This window comes from Erwinia sp. HDF1-3R (assembly GCF_039621855.1).
Lineage (GTDB): Bacteria > Pseudomonadota > Gammaproteobacteria > Enterobacterales > Enterobacteriaceae > Erwinia.
Genome location: NZ_CP155071.1, coordinates 1,258,838 through 1,276,551, shown reverse-complemented (window position 1 = coordinate 1,276,551; position 17,714 = coordinate 1,258,838). Strand labels below are relative to the sequence as shown.

Annotated in this window: 14 protein-coding genes, 1 tRNA gene and 3 pseudogenes; 8 read left to right on the top strand and 10 right to left on the bottom strand. The window is 53.7% G+C overall.

Annotated features, from left to right (window positions below; all coding sequences use genetic code 11):
- Positions 1 to 293: 293 nt before the first annotated feature.
- Positions 294 to 719, bottom strand: coding sequence for a VOC family protein (locus tag AAGR22_RS05705; protein WP_067705008.1), 426 nt, complete (start codon positions 717 to 719; stop codon positions 294 to 296).
- Positions 720 to 897: 178 nt separating this feature from the next.
- The gene (locus AAGR22_RS05700) at positions 898 to 1,143 is read right to left on the bottom strand and encodes a YmjA family protein (protein ID WP_067705005.1); all 246 of its coding nucleotides are present in this window, start codon (positions 1,141 to 1,143) and stop codon (positions 898 to 900) included.
- A gap of 275 nt (positions 1,144 to 1,418) precedes the next feature.
- Here AAGR22_RS05700 and AAGR22_RS05695 point away from each other — a divergent pair, with 275 nt between their 5' ends.
- Complete coding sequence (locus tag AAGR22_RS05695; RefSeq protein ID WP_345830845.1) at positions 1,419 to 2,027, top strand: hypothetical protein; 609 nt, start codon at positions 1,419 to 1,421, stop codon at positions 2,025 to 2,027.
- Positions 2,028 to 2,035: 8 nt separating this feature from the next.
- Here AAGR22_RS05695 and AAGR22_RS05690 read toward each other — a convergent pair.
- Positions 2,036 to 2,353, bottom strand: a pseudogene (locus tag AAGR22_RS05690) (transposase); the annotation flags it as partial.
- Between the two features lie 502 nt (positions 2,354 to 2,855).
- Here AAGR22_RS05690 and AAGR22_RS05685 point away from each other — a divergent pair.
- The 6 genes and pseudogenes from AAGR22_RS05685 to AAGR22_RS05660 all read left to right on the top strand — a co-directional run bounded on the left by AAGR22_RS05685 (position 2,856) and on the right by AAGR22_RS05660 (position 10,557).
- Positions 2,856 to 3,293, top strand: coding sequence for a DcrB-related protein (locus AAGR22_RS05685; protein WP_345830844.1), 438 nt, complete (start codon positions 2,856 to 2,858; stop codon positions 3,291 to 3,293).
- A gap of 17 nt (positions 3,294 to 3,310) precedes the next feature.
- The gene (locus AAGR22_RS05680; protein ID WP_345830843.1) at positions 3,311 to 7,516 is read left to right on the top strand and encodes an RHS repeat-associated core domain-containing protein; all 4,206 of its coding nucleotides are present in this window, start codon (positions 3,311 to 3,313) and stop codon (positions 7,514 to 7,516) included.
- Entirely contained in the window at positions 7,513 to 7,965 is a 453-nt protein-coding gene (locus tag AAGR22_RS05675; protein WP_345830842.1) for a hypothetical protein, read from the top strand. The genes AAGR22_RS05680 and AAGR22_RS05675 overlap by 4 nt, the downstream gene beginning before the upstream one ends.
- Positions 7,958 to 8,101: pseudogene (locus AAGR22_RS05670) on the top strand (helix-turn-helix domain-containing protein); the annotation flags it as partial. The gene AAGR22_RS05675 and the pseudogene AAGR22_RS05670, both read left to right, overlap by 8 nt.
- Positions 8,102 to 8,120: 19 nt before the next feature.
- Positions 8,121 to 10,169 (top strand): annotated as a pseudogene (locus tag AAGR22_RS05665) (RHS repeat-associated core domain-containing protein); the annotation flags it as partial.
- A 10-nt stretch (positions 10,170 to 10,179) separates the two neighbouring features.
- The gene (locus AAGR22_RS05660) at positions 10,180 to 10,557 is read left to right on the top strand and encodes a hypothetical protein (protein WP_345830841.1); all 378 of its coding nucleotides are present in this window, start codon (positions 10,180 to 10,182) and stop codon (positions 10,555 to 10,557) included.
- 53 nt (positions 10,558 to 10,610) lie between these two features.
- Here the strand turns inward: AAGR22_RS05660 and AAGR22_RS05655 are convergent, their stop codons facing one another.
- The 5 genes from AAGR22_RS05655 to proB all read right to left on the bottom strand — a co-directional run bounded on the left by AAGR22_RS05655 (position 10,611) and on the right by proB (position 14,486).
- Positions 10,611 to 10,955: a hypothetical protein gene (locus AAGR22_RS05655; RefSeq protein ID WP_345830840.1), complete on the bottom strand. Its 345-nt coding sequence runs from the start codon at positions 10,953 to 10,955 to the stop codon at positions 10,611 to 10,613.
- 191 nt (positions 10,956 to 11,146) lie between these two features.
- Positions 11,147 to 11,222, bottom strand: a tRNA-Thr gene (locus tag AAGR22_RS05650).
- A 217-nt stretch (positions 11,223 to 11,439) separates the two neighbouring features.
- Positions 11,440 to 12,069, bottom strand: coding sequence for a LysE family translocator (locus tag AAGR22_RS05645; protein WP_345830839.1), 630 nt, complete (start codon positions 12,067 to 12,069; stop codon positions 11,440 to 11,442).
- 49 nt (positions 12,070 to 12,118) lie between these two features.
- Positions 12,119 to 13,372, bottom strand: a complete 1,254-nt coding sequence (gene proA / locus AAGR22_RS05640; protein WP_067704942.1) for a glutamate-5-semialdehyde dehydrogenase — start codon at positions 13,370 to 13,372, stop codon at positions 12,119 to 12,121.
- A 10-nt stretch (positions 13,373 to 13,382) separates the two neighbouring features.
- A complete protein-coding gene (proB, locus tag AAGR22_RS05635; protein WP_067704940.1) occupies positions 13,383 to 14,486 on the bottom strand; it encodes a glutamate 5-kinase in 1,104 nt (367 codons plus the stop codon).
- Between the two features lie 243 nt (positions 14,487 to 14,729).
- Here proB and AAGR22_RS05630 point away from each other — a divergent pair, with 243 nt between their 5' ends.
- Entirely contained in the window at positions 14,730 to 15,845 is a 1,116-nt protein-coding gene (locus AAGR22_RS05630; protein WP_345830836.1) for a porin, read from the top strand.
- 56 nt (positions 15,846 to 15,901) lie between these two features.
- On the opposite strand, the gene crl is transcribed toward AAGR22_RS05630, so the two are convergent.
- On the bottom strand, positions 15,902 to 16,303 hold the full coding sequence (crl, locus tag AAGR22_RS05625) for a sigma factor-binding protein Crl (protein ID WP_067704923.1): 402 nt from the start codon (positions 16,301 to 16,303) through the stop codon (positions 15,902 to 15,904).
- Positions 16,304 to 16,372: 69 nt separating this feature from the next.
- On the bottom strand, positions 16,373 to 17,623 hold the full coding sequence (gene frsA, locus AAGR22_RS05620) for an esterase FrsA (protein ID WP_345830834.1): 1,251 nt from the start codon (positions 17,621 to 17,623) through the stop codon (positions 16,373 to 16,375).
- Positions 17,624 to 17,714 lie beyond the last annotated feature (91 nt).

The window sequence follows — 17,714 nt, the reverse complement described above, 5'->3', positions numbered from 1 at the left end:
AAGGCCAGCTATGATCGACGCCTGTTGCAGAAAAAACGCCTGTTATTATCAGATAGCCCAGCAGGACAACAAACAATAACAATGCGATTTTTTCAAATAATACAAACACATTCGCTAACTTCATGGCGAGCACCTCAACGTTTACAGGGTTAAAGAACATTCTGAAAAGTTAGAATGTTACCGGTAAAATCGCAAGCGCCGAGGCCGTGATAACTCATTAAGTTTGTTAATTGATATTTCTACCCACCCGCTCCTCAAAAGGAACGGGGCTGGCGTAGGTCGTTATGGCGGGATCAGACTTCATCGATCGTAAAGCCGATCTGCTGCCCACAGGAGAGTTCAAGCGTATTACCGTCCGGGTCAGCAAACAGCGCCCAGTAGCCCACTGGCGGGCCGGATTGCTGTGGCGGCTTGCGCAGCACTCCTTCCCGTTCGGCCATGCTCACTTTTATATCAATTTCATCAATGGTTGCGCAGGCCACGCCCAGATGCCCAAACGGACCAAGAGGCGTATCCCTTCCCGCCTGCGTCTGCACCAGCACAATGGCAAAGCGCCGGGTAAGATCGCTGAGCCATGCCACTTTCTCAGCCTCCGGTACGCCCGGCTCACGCTGATGAACGACCTTCATCGCGGCATAGCGCTGATAAAAATCGATACTTTTCGCGATATCTTTCACTTCAAAGGCAACGTGGGTCAAACCAATATCAGTCGCTGTCATCATCTTTATCCTGCGGCGTTTATGTCCTGCAAGAATATGATATCGCGCGCAGCGCATTTATCCGCCAGTGCGCCCCGGGGTAACGGAGAGCACGGCGGGCGACATTGCTGTGGGGGATATTATCTAAAGCGTTGAGGGTGCGGGGTAAAGGATTGAAAAATCGGCTGTCTTAAAAGAGCTACTCATTGCCCCACTGATTCAGAAACGTCGCAATGTCATCAATACGAAGCGCGTCGATGCCCGCCTCCCTGGCCAGCTCAGTTTGTGTACTCTCGCTGATCTCTTCGTTATTCATTAAGCGGGTGACTAGCAGCTGGAAATAACGCGCCAGAGGGTCACGCTCCAGGTCGCTTACCGGCTTTGCAGATTCCGTCGAATACTCATCTACGATGTCATAAAATTTTAGCGGTACGTCATTGTTCATCATTCATCCCCGGGAGTTAAGGTGGGTGTCAGTTACTGCCTCAGTCGGCTGGTGTGGATAATAGCATTTTAAGGGGTTTTCGTGTCATCCTGGGCATTGATCCCACTGTTCTCCCGACCGGGCCAACAAAAAACTGTATATAAATGGGTCTTCTCCGATTATGGTGTGAAAAATTCGCTCATATTGTCTTTATAGGGGTTAAACACGTATAAGATAAACTCTGTTTCTTGATATTATTCCCCCTTCATTTACAGTCAGTCTTATCAGGAGGGCGTATGCCTTTTAATATCAATTCATGCTTATGTAATTCAACCTTAAGTATCGATTCCTTTGTCGATACCTCATCCACCTCAAAGAATTCAACTCAAAATATCCATTCATCTGGCGGATATGTTACAACCAGTACGAACGTTAAAGCCTCAGACATCAAGCCGCGATGTTCGTCTTTGCATCCCAAATTAAGAATGAGTGCTGAAGAATATACTCACTTCAAAGAACTCATGGCTTCAGTAGGAGAATCGAATAAAAAAGTTCACTTTGATGATGTTCCGTCCAGGAAACAGAGTGCCTCTCATGATGTATCTGATACCCATAAACCGTTAACCGCCCCCATCAGCACTGTAGATGACAATGATACTGATTTCGTTCCATTTGAAGAGTTTGAGCAATGGCGTTTGCAGCGATTAAAAGATCAATTAAGTACAACCCCGTCCGATTCGGATGCTATTCCAGCAAGTAAGCAATCCGAAAGATCTGCATTTTCTGTAGAACATGCGATCTCAACCAACTACGATAATCCAAGAGAACAGGCAATCCCAATCACTTACGATTTTCCAAGAAAACAGGCAATCTCAATCAACGAAGATATTCCAATTAAGAAATAAACGGTTAATCAAAACGCGCAGAAGCTCATATTCAGCTTACCGTAATGGAACATTACTCCCAGCTTAAAGCGCTCCCTGTTCCGGTAACCTCTGGCTTTTATTCTCAGCAACCTTATTTAGCTGTTCAGGGCTTCAGCATTGCCATTTGAGACGTTATGCCGTATGACATTCAGTATCCCGTATAACCTTTTGCTGATTGTACCGGCCATGTTTCTCATTACCGGTACATCGCAACTTCTCGCCAGCGCTATCCATTGCTGCCAGTCCGTTCGCCGTTCAGTACTCCACGGTCGGTTCCAGATGTCTTTTGCCAGCTCCTTCATCGTCTGCTGGCGACGTGGCCTTTTACTCTTTCAGCTCCACAACCTTTACAAACTGACAGATGCTCCTGGATTCCTGTACCGCCAAACGGACATCCTGACATACCCCCCCACCAAATATCATCTAATTAGTTGATATAATTGATCTGAAGAAAGAACCTGTCAGAGCGGTTTTATCGATAAAATTCATTACAGTTAGTAGTCATAAAATATCAATGTTAATTTATCGATTGATTTAGACAATTAATTACCAATCGACATGAAATTATCAATCGCCATAACTATCAATTTAACCACATCGATCGATTTCACAGATCAATAACTCAAAGAGATTTTAATCAATTAATGGATTTGTGAGACGGGAAAAGGATGCTTGCTGACCCACTGCTCTCTGGAAGTCAGTCTTTTTATGTCTCGCTTTGGGTTAGTGAAAACCCGGTTGCGCATATAGCCAGTGGGCATACCCTGTGGCAAACTTACGTTTTCTCAGGCACAGGGAATCTGCTCAATGTCCGAAAGCCACGCTACCTGTCTGTTCACAGAAGGCCGGATAACGCTTCCTGACCAGTATCAGGACCGCACGGTTAATGTTTTTACTCTACCCGGCGAGAACGCCCCCGCATTTAACATCTCACGAGATACCCTCAGTAATGGAGAGGTGCTGCAAGACTATATCGACCGCCAGACAGCGCTCATGGATAAACATCTTAAAGGATGGAAACTGTCTCTGCGCGTGGCAGCCGTGCTGGGGGAAAATATTGCACACGGTGAATGTGTGCATGCCAGCTACTTTCGTGATAACCAGAAGGTCTTTCAGCAGCAGGCCGTCTTTAATACAGCGGAGAAGCATATTTTGGTGTTCACTATGTCCCGTGTGGAAAAAATCAGGGACATGGACAGCCAGTGCTTTCAGGCACTCCTCGGCAGTTTTCGGTTTAACACCTGACAATAAGGAACGTTGTTATGTTTGAAGCGGCACGCGTGGACGATGATATCGGCCATTCTCATGCGCTGGCAGGGATGATTGCCGGAACGATTGTCGGTGGACTGATTGCGGCTGCCGGTGGTATTGCCGCCGGGGCAATGATGATTGCCGGTCTCGGTGCGTCCTGTCTCGGCATTGGCGTGCTGCTGGTCGGGGCCAGCCTGGCGGTGGGATACCTGACCGGTGAACTGGCGACGGCAGCACGGGACAGTATCGCGGATGCGGGCGCGGCCAGCATGCAGAAGGAAGGCGTTATCGCCACCGGCTCTCATAACGTGTTCATTAACGGCAGACCTGCCGCCGTTGCGACAAACAGCATGGTGGAATGCGCTAAGGACGGTGGTTCACAGCAGATGGCCGAAGGTTCCTCACGCGTATTTATTAACGGCCTGCCGGCTGCCCGTACAGGTGACCAGACCACCTGTGGCGGCAAAGTGATGACGGGTTCAGGGAACGTGCGCATTGGCGGTGAGCCGCAGCCGACCCTGCCCATACAATCTGAAGTCCCTGAAAAACTGTATAAAGCCTCTGACCTGACGTTGTTATTTGCAGGACTGCTCGGCGGAGCAGGTGGAGCGGCTGGCAAAGTCGGTGCACTGGGCAGACTGTTCAGTAAAATTCCGGGTATCAACAAGCTGGCCCGTATCGCCTGCCGCGCTGGTGTGCTGATGACCGGTGCCGCTGCCGTGGGCATCATCGCGCGTCCGGTGGATATCGTCAGTGGGCAGAAGTTTCTCTCGGGTGATGACGAGCTGGATTTCGTATTACCCTCCCGTCTGCCGGTGGTCTGGCAGCGTTACTGGCGCAGTGGCAATCCCGGCGACAGCGTGCTGGGCCGTGGCTGGTCACTTTTCTGGGAAACCCGGCTTGAACGGTATCAGGACGGGCTGGTGTGGCGTGCACCGTCCGGCGATTACGTGTCATTTCCTCCTGTTCCGAAAGGTCAGCGAACCTTCTGTGAACCGGAGAAGCGCTGTCTGGAACACCATCAGGACGATACATGGTCAGTGTATGATATCAGCGGCGAACGCTGTCATTACCAGCCATTACGCGAAAATGCCCCTTCCCTGCCGCTACGCCTCACAGAACCCTGTGGTAACGATATTCTTTTTGACTGGAACGACGACCATACCCTGCATTCACTCACCGACAGCGCCGGGCAGCGCGTGGTCTGCCGCTACACAACCGTCAGCGGACAGGTTCGCCTGACCGGGGCCTGGCTGGATAATGAAATCTGCCTGGTCAGCTACGGCTTCGATGATAAGGCCAGGGTGATTAGCGTCACCGGACGCGGCGGTCAGGTACGCCGCCGCTTTGGCTGGTATGACGACGGGGACGGAATGGATTTACTGCGCAGTCATGAGGACGGCAACGGGCTTGTGAATGAATATCTGTGGCAGAACATTGATGGTCTGCCGCGCGTGGTGGCGTACCGCAACAGCGCGGGTGAGCAGCTTGATTTTGAATACGATTTTGAAAATGGCACCCGCCGCGCCACCCGCGAGGATGGCGTACAGGCAGACTGGCTGGTTGACGACGATAATAACGTCGCCCGTTTCACAGATTATGACGGTCGCCAGACCAGCTTTGTTTACCACAACGGTGAGTTATGCGATGTCATCCTGCCTGACGGAGCCATGCGGCACAGCCAGTGGGACCGCTATGGCCGCCTGACGTCAGAGACTGACCCGGCAGGCCGCACCACAGAGTATTACTGGTTTCGCAACACTGACCGCATCGCCCGCACGGTTTACCCGGATTCAACAGCCACACAGGCGACATATGATTTAAACGGCCGCCTGCTGTCGGAAACCGACGCACTGAATCACACCAGCACTTACCACTATCCTGATGAAGAAGAAACGCTGCCGGACCGCATCACCGATGCCAGTGGCGGTGACGTGCTACTGGAATGGAACCGCCAGGGGCTGATGACACAGCGCACCGACTGCTCCGGCAGCATGACCCGCTTCACCTATGACCGCTTCGGGCAACTCCTGAGCAGCGAGGACGCAGAAGGCAACGTCACACGCCGCAAATGGAACGATGCAGGCCAGCTTACAGCTCTTATCCGCGCCGATGGCAGTCAGGAAACGCTGTTGTGGAACGAGCACGGACAGCTCACCGCCTGGCGTGACCCGCTGGAAAGCGACGTGCTCTGGACGTATAACCGCCTGGGCCTGCCGCTCAGTCAGACCGGCCGCAACGGTATCATGCGTCGCTGGCACTATGATGCACGAGGCAATCTGCTGCGTCTGGAAAACGGCAACGGCGGTGAGTACCGGTTTACCTATGACCCCTCAGGACGTCCTTTAAATGAGATTCGCCCGGACCACACAACCCGGCAGATGGAATGGAACGAACGGGGACTGCTCATCACCCTGCTGGAAAGCGGCAGACCGGACAACGATGGCGGCATTCCCCGGCGTGTTCAGCAGTTCAGCTATGACAGCAGCGGCCTGCTGACCTTCCGGACAACCCGCGATGCCCGGTACCATTACCAGCGTGACAACAGCGGGCAGCTTACCGGCCTGACGCGCACACCGACTGCTGAAGGCCTGGCGCTGGGTATCGAAGCAGATGACGTTCAGTTTACGTTTGATGCGGCAGGAAAACTGCTCACTGAACAGGGGGTGAACGGTGAGCTGCATTCTGCGTATGACGTTCTGGGTAATCTTACCGCGCTGACCCTGCCCGGCGGGCAGCAGATAAGCTGGCTGCACTACGGCTCCGGTCACGTCAGCGCCATCCGCTTTAACCAGCAGACCATCAGCGAATTCACCCGCGACCGCCTGCACAGGGAGGTCTCACGCACTCAGGGAACCCGTGAACAGACCCGCCAGTATGACAGTATGGGCAGACGTACCCTGCAACGCAGTATCGGCGGCTTAGCACCCAACCTGCCGGAACAGGCAATCTTCGAACGCGCCTTTAACTACACCGGGCGCGGAGAAGTGTCTGACGTCAGTGACACACTGCGTGGCAGCACGATTTATGGCTATGATGGGGAAGGTCGTCTTCTCAGGCACTACGAAGCCCGCCCGGAGCACAGCACCCGGACGTTCCGCTACGACGCTGCGGATAATCTGCTGCCGGATAATGACCTGTCTGCCCTGCCACTGACGGAGAACCGCCTGACGCACTGGCAAAATCTGTTTATGAAATACGACTGGTGGGGAAACCTGGTCAGCCGCCGTAGCGGCCTGTATGAACAGCATTACGAATATGATGCGGAAAACCGGCTGATACACGCAGAAGGCACCGGCCCGGAAGGCCGCTTTACCGCGCACTACCATTATGATGCCCTGGGTCGTCGTACCCGTAAAACCGTCACCACCCAGCGCGGAACAGCCGAAACCCGTTTCCTGTGGCAGGGTTACCGCCTGTTACAGGAGCAGCAGCAGAATGGGCAGTGCCAGACCTGTATTTACGACCCGAATGAAGCATACAGCCCGCTGGCACGGGTTGACCATTTGTGTGACGACAGTCGCGGAGAGATTCTCTGGTTCAGTACCGATCTGAACGGTGCACCGCTGGAAATTACCGATGAAAGCGGCGAACTGCGCTGGAGTGGGCACTACGGTAGCTTCGGTGACGTCGCCCGGCAGACGGAAGGTTTTCACCGACTTGCACGGCAAACTGCCCTGCACCATCAGCCACTGCGCTATGCCGGGCAGTACGCTGACAGCGAGACCGGACTGCACTATAATCTGTTCCGGTATTACGATCCGCAGATTGGACGCTTTACGGTACAGGATCCGATTGGGCTGGCGGGTGGCTGGAACCTTTATCAGTATGCGCCGAATCCGCTGGGCTGGATTGATCCGTGGGGGCTTAATAATGAGAATATTGGTAGTGAAAACAATCCTTTCTCTACTTCAAGAGCTGCGCGAAGAGAAGCAATGAGGCAGAGTGGTATTCCAACTAGCCAGCAGCCCCTTAGCCAGTCAATAAATAACTCTGGCCGAGAGTATTCCTATGAAGCTCAAAAACCGGGGGGAGGCACAGGAATGACATCAGTCCAGGAGCAAACGATGGACATCAGCCACCCTGATAAACCGCACTGGGAAGCGGGAGCAGTAAAAACTGATGATGCTGGCAACCCGCGAATTAATAAATATGGTCGCCCACAACTCCGTAACGGAAAGGGTAAAGCTTATTATGCAAAAGGTACCTGTAAATGAATGAACTAAAACAAAAAAAAGATTTTTTATATAGAAAAGCACAAGGCAATTTACTCAAGGATAAGTATTATAAAAAAATTGAGTCTTTAACACTTAATCCTGTAAACACCTCAAACTTCATGAGCCTTGAAGATACTGACTTAATAATAGAAAAACTAAATGAAATAGAAGAAATATCAAGAAAAAAAATAGAACTGACAAATATGTACAATCTAATTGATTTAGTAGGGGGGGGGATAACCACAAAAAAAATTTACATGCTATTAGATGAAGAATGGAAATTTCTTGGAGCTTACAAAGTTGATGGTATAATATATATAAACTCTCATTATGATTTTGAAAAAATGGAGTCAGATGAAATAAGGCTAATAGCAGAAGACTTTTCATTTTACATTCAAATAGATTATGATTTCAATGAAATAACCTGTGAATTTTTTATTTATAAATAATCCCCACAGCGGCGATTTCAGTCAATATAAAGCTGGTTTGCTTAATCTGGCTGAAGAATCCAGCAATGTATCGAAAACCTGTAAAATCATGGGCGTTTCACGTGATACATTTTATCATTACCGCGAATTGGCCGATTAAGGTGGGATACTTACAGTATAACCGCCTGGGCCAGCCGCTCAGTCAGACCGGTAGCAACGGCGTCAGCCGACGCTGGCACTATGACCCGAGAGGCAATTTGCTGCGTCTGGAAAACGGCAACGGCGGTGAGTACCGGTTTACGTATGACCCGACAGGCCGACCGTTGAGCGAAGTCCGCCCGGACGATACATCCCGGCAGATGGAATGGAATGAACGGGGACTGCTCACCACCCTGCTGGAAAGCGGCAGACCAGATGACGATGGCGGCATCCCACGACGCGCTCAGAAGTTCAGCTATGACAGCAGCGGACTGCTGACCTCCCGGACAACCCGCGATGCCCGGTACCATTACCAGCGTGACAACAGCGGGAAGCTTACCGGCCTGACGCGCACGCCGACCGCAGCAGGTATGGCGCTGGGTATTGAAGAGGACAAAATTCAGTTTACCTTTGATGCGACAGGAAAACTGCTCAGTGAGCAGGGGGTGAACGGTGAGCTGCATTCTGCGTATGACGTTCTGGGTAATCTTACCGCGCTGACCCTGCCCGGCGGGCAGCAGATAAGCTGGCTGCACTACGGCTCCGGTCACGTCAGCGCCATCTGCTTTAATCAGCAGACGGTCAGCGAATTCACCCGCGACCGCCTGCACCGGGAAGTGTTCCGCACTTAGGGAACCCGTGAACAGACCCGCCAGTATGACAGTCTGGGCAGACGTACCCTGCAACGCAGTATCGGCGGCTTAGCACCCAACCTGCCGGAACAGGCAATCTTCGAACGCGCCTTTAACTACACCGGGCGGGGGGAACTCTCTGACGTCAGCGACACGCTGCGTGGCAGCACGATTTATGGCTATGATGAGGAAGGTCGTCTTCTCAGGCACTACGAAGCCCGCCCGGAGCACAGCACCAGGACGTTCCGCTACGACGCTGCGGATAACCTCCTGCCGGACGATGGCCTGCCTGCCCTGCCGCTGACGGACAACCGCCTGATGCACTGGCAGGATCTGTTTATGAAATACGACGGGTGGGGCAATCTGGTCAGCCGCCGCAGCGGGCTGCATGAACAGCATTACGAATATGACGCGGAAAACCGGCTGATACGGGCTGAGGGCAATGGACCAGAAGGCCGCTTTACCGCGCACTACCATTATGATGCCCTGGGTCGTCGTACCCGTAAAACCGTCACCACACAGCGTGGCACTACTGAGACCCACTTCCTGTGGCAGGGCTTCCGACTGTTACAGGAGCAGCAGCAGAACGGTCAGTATCAGACATACATATACGACCCCAAAGAGGCATACAGCCCGCTCGCGCGGGTTGACCATTTGTGTGACGACAGTCGCGGAGAGATTCTCTGGTTCAGTACCGATCTGAACGGTGCACCGCTGGAAATTACCGATGAAAGCGGCGAACTGCGCTGGAGTGGGCACTACGGTAGCTTCGGTGACGTCGCCCGGCAGACGGAAGGTTTTCACAAAATCGCGCAGCAAACTGCCCTACACCATCAGCCACTGCGCTATGCCGGGCAGTACGCTGACAGCGAAACGGGACTGCACTATAATCTTTTCAGGTATTACGATCCGCATGTCGGACGCTTTACGGTACTGGACCCGATAGGGCTTGCAGGTGGCTGGAATTTTTATCAGTATGCTCCGAATCCGCTGGGGTGGATTGATCCGTGGGGGCTATCATTTGGTTCAGGTAAAGGTACACATACCGCCAATGCCACGTTATTTGATTCTGATGGCAATGTAAAAGCCCAGGGCATATGGCAAAGTGGCAATATGACACCAGAAGAAAAGGCTCTTGGCTTCCTACAAAGTTCACTAGCGACTCATACAGAAGTGCGGATAACACGCGAGTTAGATCAGATTGCTTTGCCGGGAGATAAATTGGTTATTGATGGCCAATACCCTCCCTGTACTTCATGCCGGGGAAAAATGAACACATTTAAATTGAATACTGGTTCAGATGTCGTTTATACATGGCCTGACGAAAACGGTGAAAGAAATGTCTGGTCTGCTGCTGGTAAAAAATCAACAAGAGCCAGAAGTTGTTCTGGTTAAGGAATAATCAATGAATTCTACTAAAAAAATCGAAGCTGTTTGTGTTGACTGCATTGATGAAGACGATGTGCTTACACTGGCTGTCGGTGATGACAAAAACGACCCTAAAAATTTCTTAATCATCGGCAGATTTGACGAAGATAGTTTATCTGTTGATGAATGTATTGGGTTTCAGAATGAATCTACTAAATATGAAATCGCCTCAGCAATAGAATATGTTGAACTAAACGATGTAGAACTGGTAATTACAGTTAATGATAAAGCGTCTAGTGAAGCAGGTGCCAAGAATTTCCATGCTATATTTAAACACCCCATTGACAAATTCAAAGTGTCACAATATTTACGTGATATATTTAAAAATAGCAGCACTAGAGTAATTATAAAATGAATATTTAAAAGTATCATATTGACATTCTAGCCCTTAAAGTTGACCACAGTAAGTCAATGGGTAGAGGTTTCGGAAAAGCAGATGTGAATGCCCCTTTGGGTTAAGCTAACCTGAAAATGTTTAATGTGGTAATCGCTTTCCAGATTATGCTCCCCGACTGCATGATTGTTCTCACCTAACGAAGCGGTGAGTATCGGGTGGCCTGAGAATATCTGTTCTTCCTGATTTTGGTTAAGCGTTGCAAACTGCTGTTCAATGGTTGACTCAAAATTTAAATATATTTGCTGGCTGTACCTGAACTCCTGGCGAAGCTCATCCACGTTAAGATCCAGTAAGGCATCATAGCTATCAAGGTTGAACCGCTTTCTCAGCGCCAGCATTTTTTCTTTTTTTGTCATTATGTTGCCCGGTCTTTATGTCGTTACACCACTATATGCAACATCAACATTTAGCCAATGGTCAAAGGCTAACGCTTTCAGGGGAGGTTATGGTAAGGGGTCTGTACCGTGCTAAATAAGTACGCCAGTAAGTATGCGAGAGAAAAAATGAGAAGCGTTATGACAGAGGATTTCGTAACTGATTGATTTTATGGTGCCGATACCAGGAGTCGAACCTGGGACCTTCGCATTACGAATGCGCTGCTCTACCAACTGAGCTATATCGGCTTGGGGAGGTGAACTACGGGGCGTTACGTTAAGAAAAAATGCCCGGGGAGTCAAGGGGGCGCGAATCAGTCGCCGCTTTTTTCATCTGGCGGCAAGGCAAACCTCGGGGGATTCTCCTCCCTCCCTACCCTGCTGCTCTTTCTCTACCCCCAACTTACTTCCCCCACTCACCTGCTGCTCTTTCTCTGCTCCCAACTTACTTCCCCCACTCACTACCCTACTTCCTTCCCTCCATAACCATTCTGACCGCCAGGCCTGCCAGTACCGTGCCCATTATCCAGCGCTGGAGCTTCTGCCAGCCGGGGCGCTGGGCGAGAAAGGTGGCGATAGTGCCGGCGGCGAAGATAATCATACTGTTGACGATAATGCTGGTCACAATCTGGGTGAAGCCGAGTATAAGCGACTGCATCAGCACCTGCCCCTGTTCGGGACGGATAAACTGCGGCAGCAGGCTGAGGTAGATGACGGCGGTTTTGGGGTTTAACAGGTTGGTCAGCAGGCCCATGGTGAAGAGCTTAGGATCGCTGTCGGGCGGCAGGTTGCGCAGTTGAAAGGGCGATCTGCCGCCGAATATCGCCTGCCAGGCCATATACAGCAGGTAAAGCGCCCCGGCAATGCGCAGCGCGTCGTACGCCAGCGGCACCGCCATAATCAGGGCGGTGATGCCCATTGCGGCACAGAGCATATAAAATATAAAGCCTAGCGCCACGCCGCTTAGCGAGATATAACCCGCGCGGCGGCCCTGGCACAGCGAGCGGGAAATCAGGTAGATCATATTTGGCCCCGGCGTCAGCACCAGCCCAAGGGCGATGGCGGCGAAGGGAAAAAGCTGTGAAAACGTTACCATACTTGACTCTCCCTGCGCACCTGGCGCCGGTGGTTATGATGCTAAAGCGTTAACCGCGCACGGTATCGCTGCCAAAACCTATCCATTTATAGGTCGTGAGCGCCTCCAGACCCATCGGGCCGCGCGCATGCAGCTTCTGCGTGCTGACCGCCACCTCTGCGCCCAGGCCAAACTGACCGCCGTCGGTGAAGCGGGTGCTGGCGTTAACGTACACCGCCGAGGAGTCGACCTCATTCACAAAGCGGTTTGAGTTGTGCAGGCTGCGGGTGAGGATCGCATCCGAATGCTGGGTGCCATATTCGCGAATGTGCGCGATGCCCTGATCCAGAGAGTCCACCAGCACCACGTTCAGATCCAGCGACAGCCACTCGTCGCGCAGCTGGGCGTCGGTGACCGGGGTAACGTCGGCCGGGCCGTTTTGCAGCAGCGGCAGCGAGCGCGGGTCGGCGTGAAGCCTGATGCCCGCCTCCGCCATGCTGTGGCTCAGCACGGGCAGGAAGCTTTCTGCCACGTCCGCATGAACCAGCAGCGTCTCCAGTGAATTACAGGCGCTGGGGCGCTGTTTTTTGGCGTTGATAATCACCTTCAGCGCCGCCTGCTGCTCGATATCGCTGTCGACAAAGATGTGGCAGACGCCAATGCCGCCGGTGATCACCGGGATGGTCGACTGTTCGCGGCACAGCTTATGTAAATTCGCGCCGCCGCGAGGGATCAGCATATCCACATAGCGATCCAGCTTCAGCAGCTGATTAACCCATTCGCGATCGGGGCTTTCAATCGCCTGGACGGCCCCGGCCGGTAAACCATGCTGACGCAGCGCGTCCTGAATAACGCGAACCGTTGCGCCGTTAGTGCGCCAGGTTTCCTTCCCTCCGCGCAGGATAGAGGCGTTGCCGGTCTTCAGGCAGAGCGCGGCGACGTCGATAGTGACGTTGGGGCGCGCTTCATAAATAACCGCCACCACGCCCAGCGGCACGCGGCGACGCTCAATGCGCAGGCCGCTGTCCAGCAGGCCGCCGTCCAGCACCACGCCGACCGGATCGGCCAGGCGGCAGACCTGGCGCACATCGTCGGCGATGGCTTTCAGCCGTGCCGGGTTGAGCATCAGGCGATCCAGCAGCGCTTCGCTCAGGCCGTTCTGGCGCGCGTCGGCCAGATCGCGCTCATTTGCGGTGAGGATTTCAGCGCTCTGCGCTTCCAGGCGGTCGGCGATGGTCATCAGGACCCGGTTTTTCTCTGCGGTGGAGAGCACCGACAGCGCATAAGATGCCGCTTTCGCGGCTTTACCCATTTCTTCCAGCATGCCCTGCTCCTTAGCTGACGATCATATCATCGCGGTGAACGGCAACCGGACCATATTCATAACCTAAAATTTCGCTGATTCGCTGGGAGTGATGCCCGGCAATCATGCGCATCGCATCGCTGTTGTAGCGGCTGACGCCGTGCGCCACATCCCGCCCCTGGAGGCTGCGGATACGGATCACTTCGCCTCGTGAGAAGTTGCCGCCGATATCGCGAATGCCCTTTGGCAGCAGCGAGCTGCCCCGCTCGAGGATCGCCGAAAGCGCACCGTCGTCGACGGTGATTTCGCCCGCTGGCGGCGCGCCGAAGATCCAGCGCTTGCGGTTCTCAAGCGGCGTTTCCAGCGCGTGAAAGCGGGTACCGACCGGGTTGCTGGCGATGACGTCACCAATGACGCCTGCACGGCTACCGGCGGCGATAATCGTATCAATGCCCGCCCGGCAGGCGATATCCGCTGCCTGTAGCTTGGTGGTCATGCCGCCGGTGCCCAGACCAGAAACGCTGTCACCCGCCAGCGCGCGCAGCGCATCGTCAACGCCGTGCACGTCGCGGATCAGCTCCGCTGACGGGTTGTTACGCGGATCGGCGGTAAACAGCCCCTGCTGATCGGTCAGCAGCAGCAGCTTATCCGCACCGGCCAGAATCGCCGCCAGCGCTGAGAGGTTATCGTTATCGCCCACTTTGATTTCCGCCGTGGCAACCGCGTCGTTTTCATTGATCACCGGCACGATGTGGTTATCCAGCAGTGCCCGCAGCGTATCCCGCGCATTCAGAAAGCGTTCGCGATCTTCAAGGTCGGCGCGGGTCAGCAGCATCTGCCCAATGTGGATGCCGTAAATAGAGAACAGCTGCTCCCACAGCTGAATCAACCTGCTCTGCCCCACCGCAGCCAGCAGCTGCTTTGAGGCGATGGTCGGCGGCAGTTCCGGGTAGCCAAGATGCTCACGTCCGGCGGCCATCGCCCCGGAGGTCACAATCACAATGCGGTGGCCCGCCGCGTGCTGCTGCGCACACTGACGCACCAGTTCGACGATATGTGCCCGGTTCAGCCGACGCGATCCGCCGGTTAATACGCTGGTCCCCAGTTTCACTACCAGGGTCTGGCTGCTGCTCATTATTTCCTGCCGTTACGTGAGAGGTCTGCAAGAAGACGTTTTATCAGGTGTGGTGCTGGAAGCCAACAGGGGAGCGGGAAAAAGGCAAAAAACAGCCTTATTTCAAACCCGTTAAGTAATTCATTTTAATTCCAAATGTGTAAATATGTAATAAAAATATCATATTCATCCTGTAGAACGTCTCTGCGTTCAGAGCACTCTGGAAGCCAAAATAATATTCAGACATTCGGGATTGATAGCAAAATGAAGAACACAGCACTGACCTTTTTAATCACAGCACTGGCTTTATCCTCTTCTGCTCAGGCCGCGGAAGTTTATAACAAAGACGGTAATAAATTAGATCTCTACGGGAAAGTCAAAGGCCTGCACTATTTTAGCGACAACGCGGGATACAGCGGGGACAAATCCTACGTGCGCATGGGCTTTAAGGGCCAGACGCAGATTAACGATTTGGTGACCGGTTACGGCCAGTGGGAATACCACTTTAACGCCAGCAACTCTGAAGGTTCTGATGCCAATACGGGGAACAAAACGCGCCTGGGCTTTGCCGGGCTAAAGTTCGGTCCTTTTGGTTCCATCGATTATGGTCGAAACTATGGCGTGCTTTACGACGTTGAAGCCTGGACAGATATGCTGCCGGAGTTTGGCGGCGGCGCAACCATGCGCTCCGACAACTATATGACTCAGCGCACCAGCGGTGTAGCGACCTACCGCAACAGCAACTTCTTCGGGCTGGTTGACGGCCTTAAGTTTGCTTTGCAATACCAGGGTAAAAACGACGCCGGCTCGGCTAATTCTCGCACCGATGTGAGCCGCCAGAACGGTGATGGTTACGGCGCCTCTACCGCGTATGCGCTGGGCAATACGGGCGTGAGTATCAGCGGGGCTTACACCTCTTCTGACCGCACCGACCAGCAGACCGCTCGCCGCTGGGGCAAGGGTGATAAAGCGGATTCGTGGGGAACGGGCCTGAAATATGATGCTAACAGCGTTTATCTGGCGGCGATCTACACCGAAACGCGGAATATGACGCCCATCAGCGGTACAGCGGTCATCAATAACGTGAAAACCTCTGTTTCTGGCGCAGCGAATAAGGCACAGAATATCGAACTGGTTGCACAGTATCAGTTCGACTCCGGCCTGCGTCCTTCCCTGGGCTGGGTACAGACCAAAGGTAAAGACATCGAAGGCCTGGGCGACGTTGACCTGGTGAAATATGTTGATGTGGGCGCCACCTGGTATTTCAATAAGAACATGAATACCTATGTCGATTACCAAATCAACCAGCTTTCCAGCGACAACAAATTGGGTCTGAAGAATGACGATGTGGTGGCGGTAGGAATTGTCTATCAGTTCTGAATATTACCCTCATGACAGATAAAACAGGGCTGGCAATGTCCAGCCCTGTTTCCTCGTCAGGCGGTCAGCTTAACCGGTTCATCCGCAAAGTCGGCGGCGGGCTTCAGGCCCAGCTCCAGCTCTTCCAGCAGCGCTTTAAGACGCACGTGGAAATTACGCAGCGTCTCTTCCAGTCGCTCGTTGTTTTCCTTACCCTTAATGGCGCTCGGCTTCCAGTTTCCTTCTTTGTCGAACAGACCAAAGTAGTATTCGTAGGTGAAGTGGTCGCTTTCAGCATTCAGCTCCATCCACCAGCCCCAGAACTCACGCAGCTCCGGTGCCGGTTTCACATTGACGCAAACGGCCAGGCAGTCAAAGAAAAAGCGATCGCCTTCGCACTTAGCTTCACGGATATAGGGTCCCAGAGAACCAAAGCGCTTCATTAAGCGGCTCTTAGGATGCCCACTTGGTAACGTCATTGTAAAACCTCCATCATTGAGCCTGTTATCACCCCGCTCAGGAGCAGGAAAGTGCTGAACTATAGCAAATCATCGCAGCAACCGCTTTGCTATCCAGTCAACAATATCACGTAAAGCCTTATCGAAGTTACGCATCGCCGGCGTCAGCGATACCGGTAGCAGCCTGCCGTCGCTGGAGGATTGCACAATCAGCTTCGACTCCTCCTCCGGGCTGAAGAGGTCGTTCGGCCAGAAGGCGGAAAGCAGCGGCGTGGTGGTGCGTCTGCCCAGCAGCCCCTGGGTTTTCAGGGAGTATCGGCCCAGCTCGGCGCGCAGGGCTGAGTCCGCCGCGTTCATCATGCCCAGGCGGCTGGCGAGCACGTCCATCATCATCTCCGGCACCTGGTCCTGGAGCACGCTATCGCTGAGGAGATGATGCACCACCGGGCCGACGCAGGCGACCGCGCGCAGACGCTGTGACTCAAGATAGGCCAGCCGCACCGCCACGTTAGCGCCAAAGCGGAAGCCGAAGGCCGCCACGCGGGTGTGATCGACCCAGGGTACATTTTCCAGCTGACGCAGCACCTGCTGGTGCAGAAAGCTGGTGTCCTGGGTGAGTGTCCACTTCGACGAAAACCCCACTGAAGGCATATCGATGGTTAGCATGGCGATCCCGCGCGGGGCAAGGTAGTCATGAAACAGGCGATAGCTGTCGGTTTGCAGCGCGTCCAGCGTGCCGCACAGCAGCACCGTAGGATAAGGCGCACTGACGCCTGCGGGCATATGCAGAAAGCCCTCAATCGGGCTGCCGCCGGGGATAGCGAACGTCAGCGCTCTCAGCTCGCCCGACAGACGCTTTGTGGCCTCTTCGTAGGCGCGGTTAGCCATCAGCTGCGCCTGGTCGGCCAGCTCATCGCCTTTCAGATGCGGGTAGCCCGCCACGCCGAGCAAATTGGCGGCATGCAGCCAGCAGCGCCCCGCCTCTTCATCGCGGGTGGCGGCGCTGGCCCGTTGCTGCCACTGCGCCGCCTGGGAAGACCACTCGTAAATCCAGTTGCCGCCGCGATAGCCGATCACCGTATCCAGCAGGCTTTCATCGGTGTGCTCCGCGCGGCTGTTGGCGATTCTGGCAAGCACCTCGCCGATCTCAAGCGGCGGCAGGCCGCGCCACGTCCAGAGTACGCGGTTAATCATCCGGTACCAGCCAGCGTGACTCTCCCCCTCCAGCGCGGAATGAACCGGCAGCGGCTTATGCAGATGTCGGCGACGCACTAAGGATGAGGTTTCAGGGTGTTTGAAGCGCGGTTTGAACAGCTCTTCGCTCAGATTTTTCGGTGACATAGCGTGGCGGTCCTCCGGCGCACAGGGCATGGGACCAGTCTACCCCAGGCCCTGCGGCTGCGCTAACCGTAAAAACAGCAACGCCCGGCAG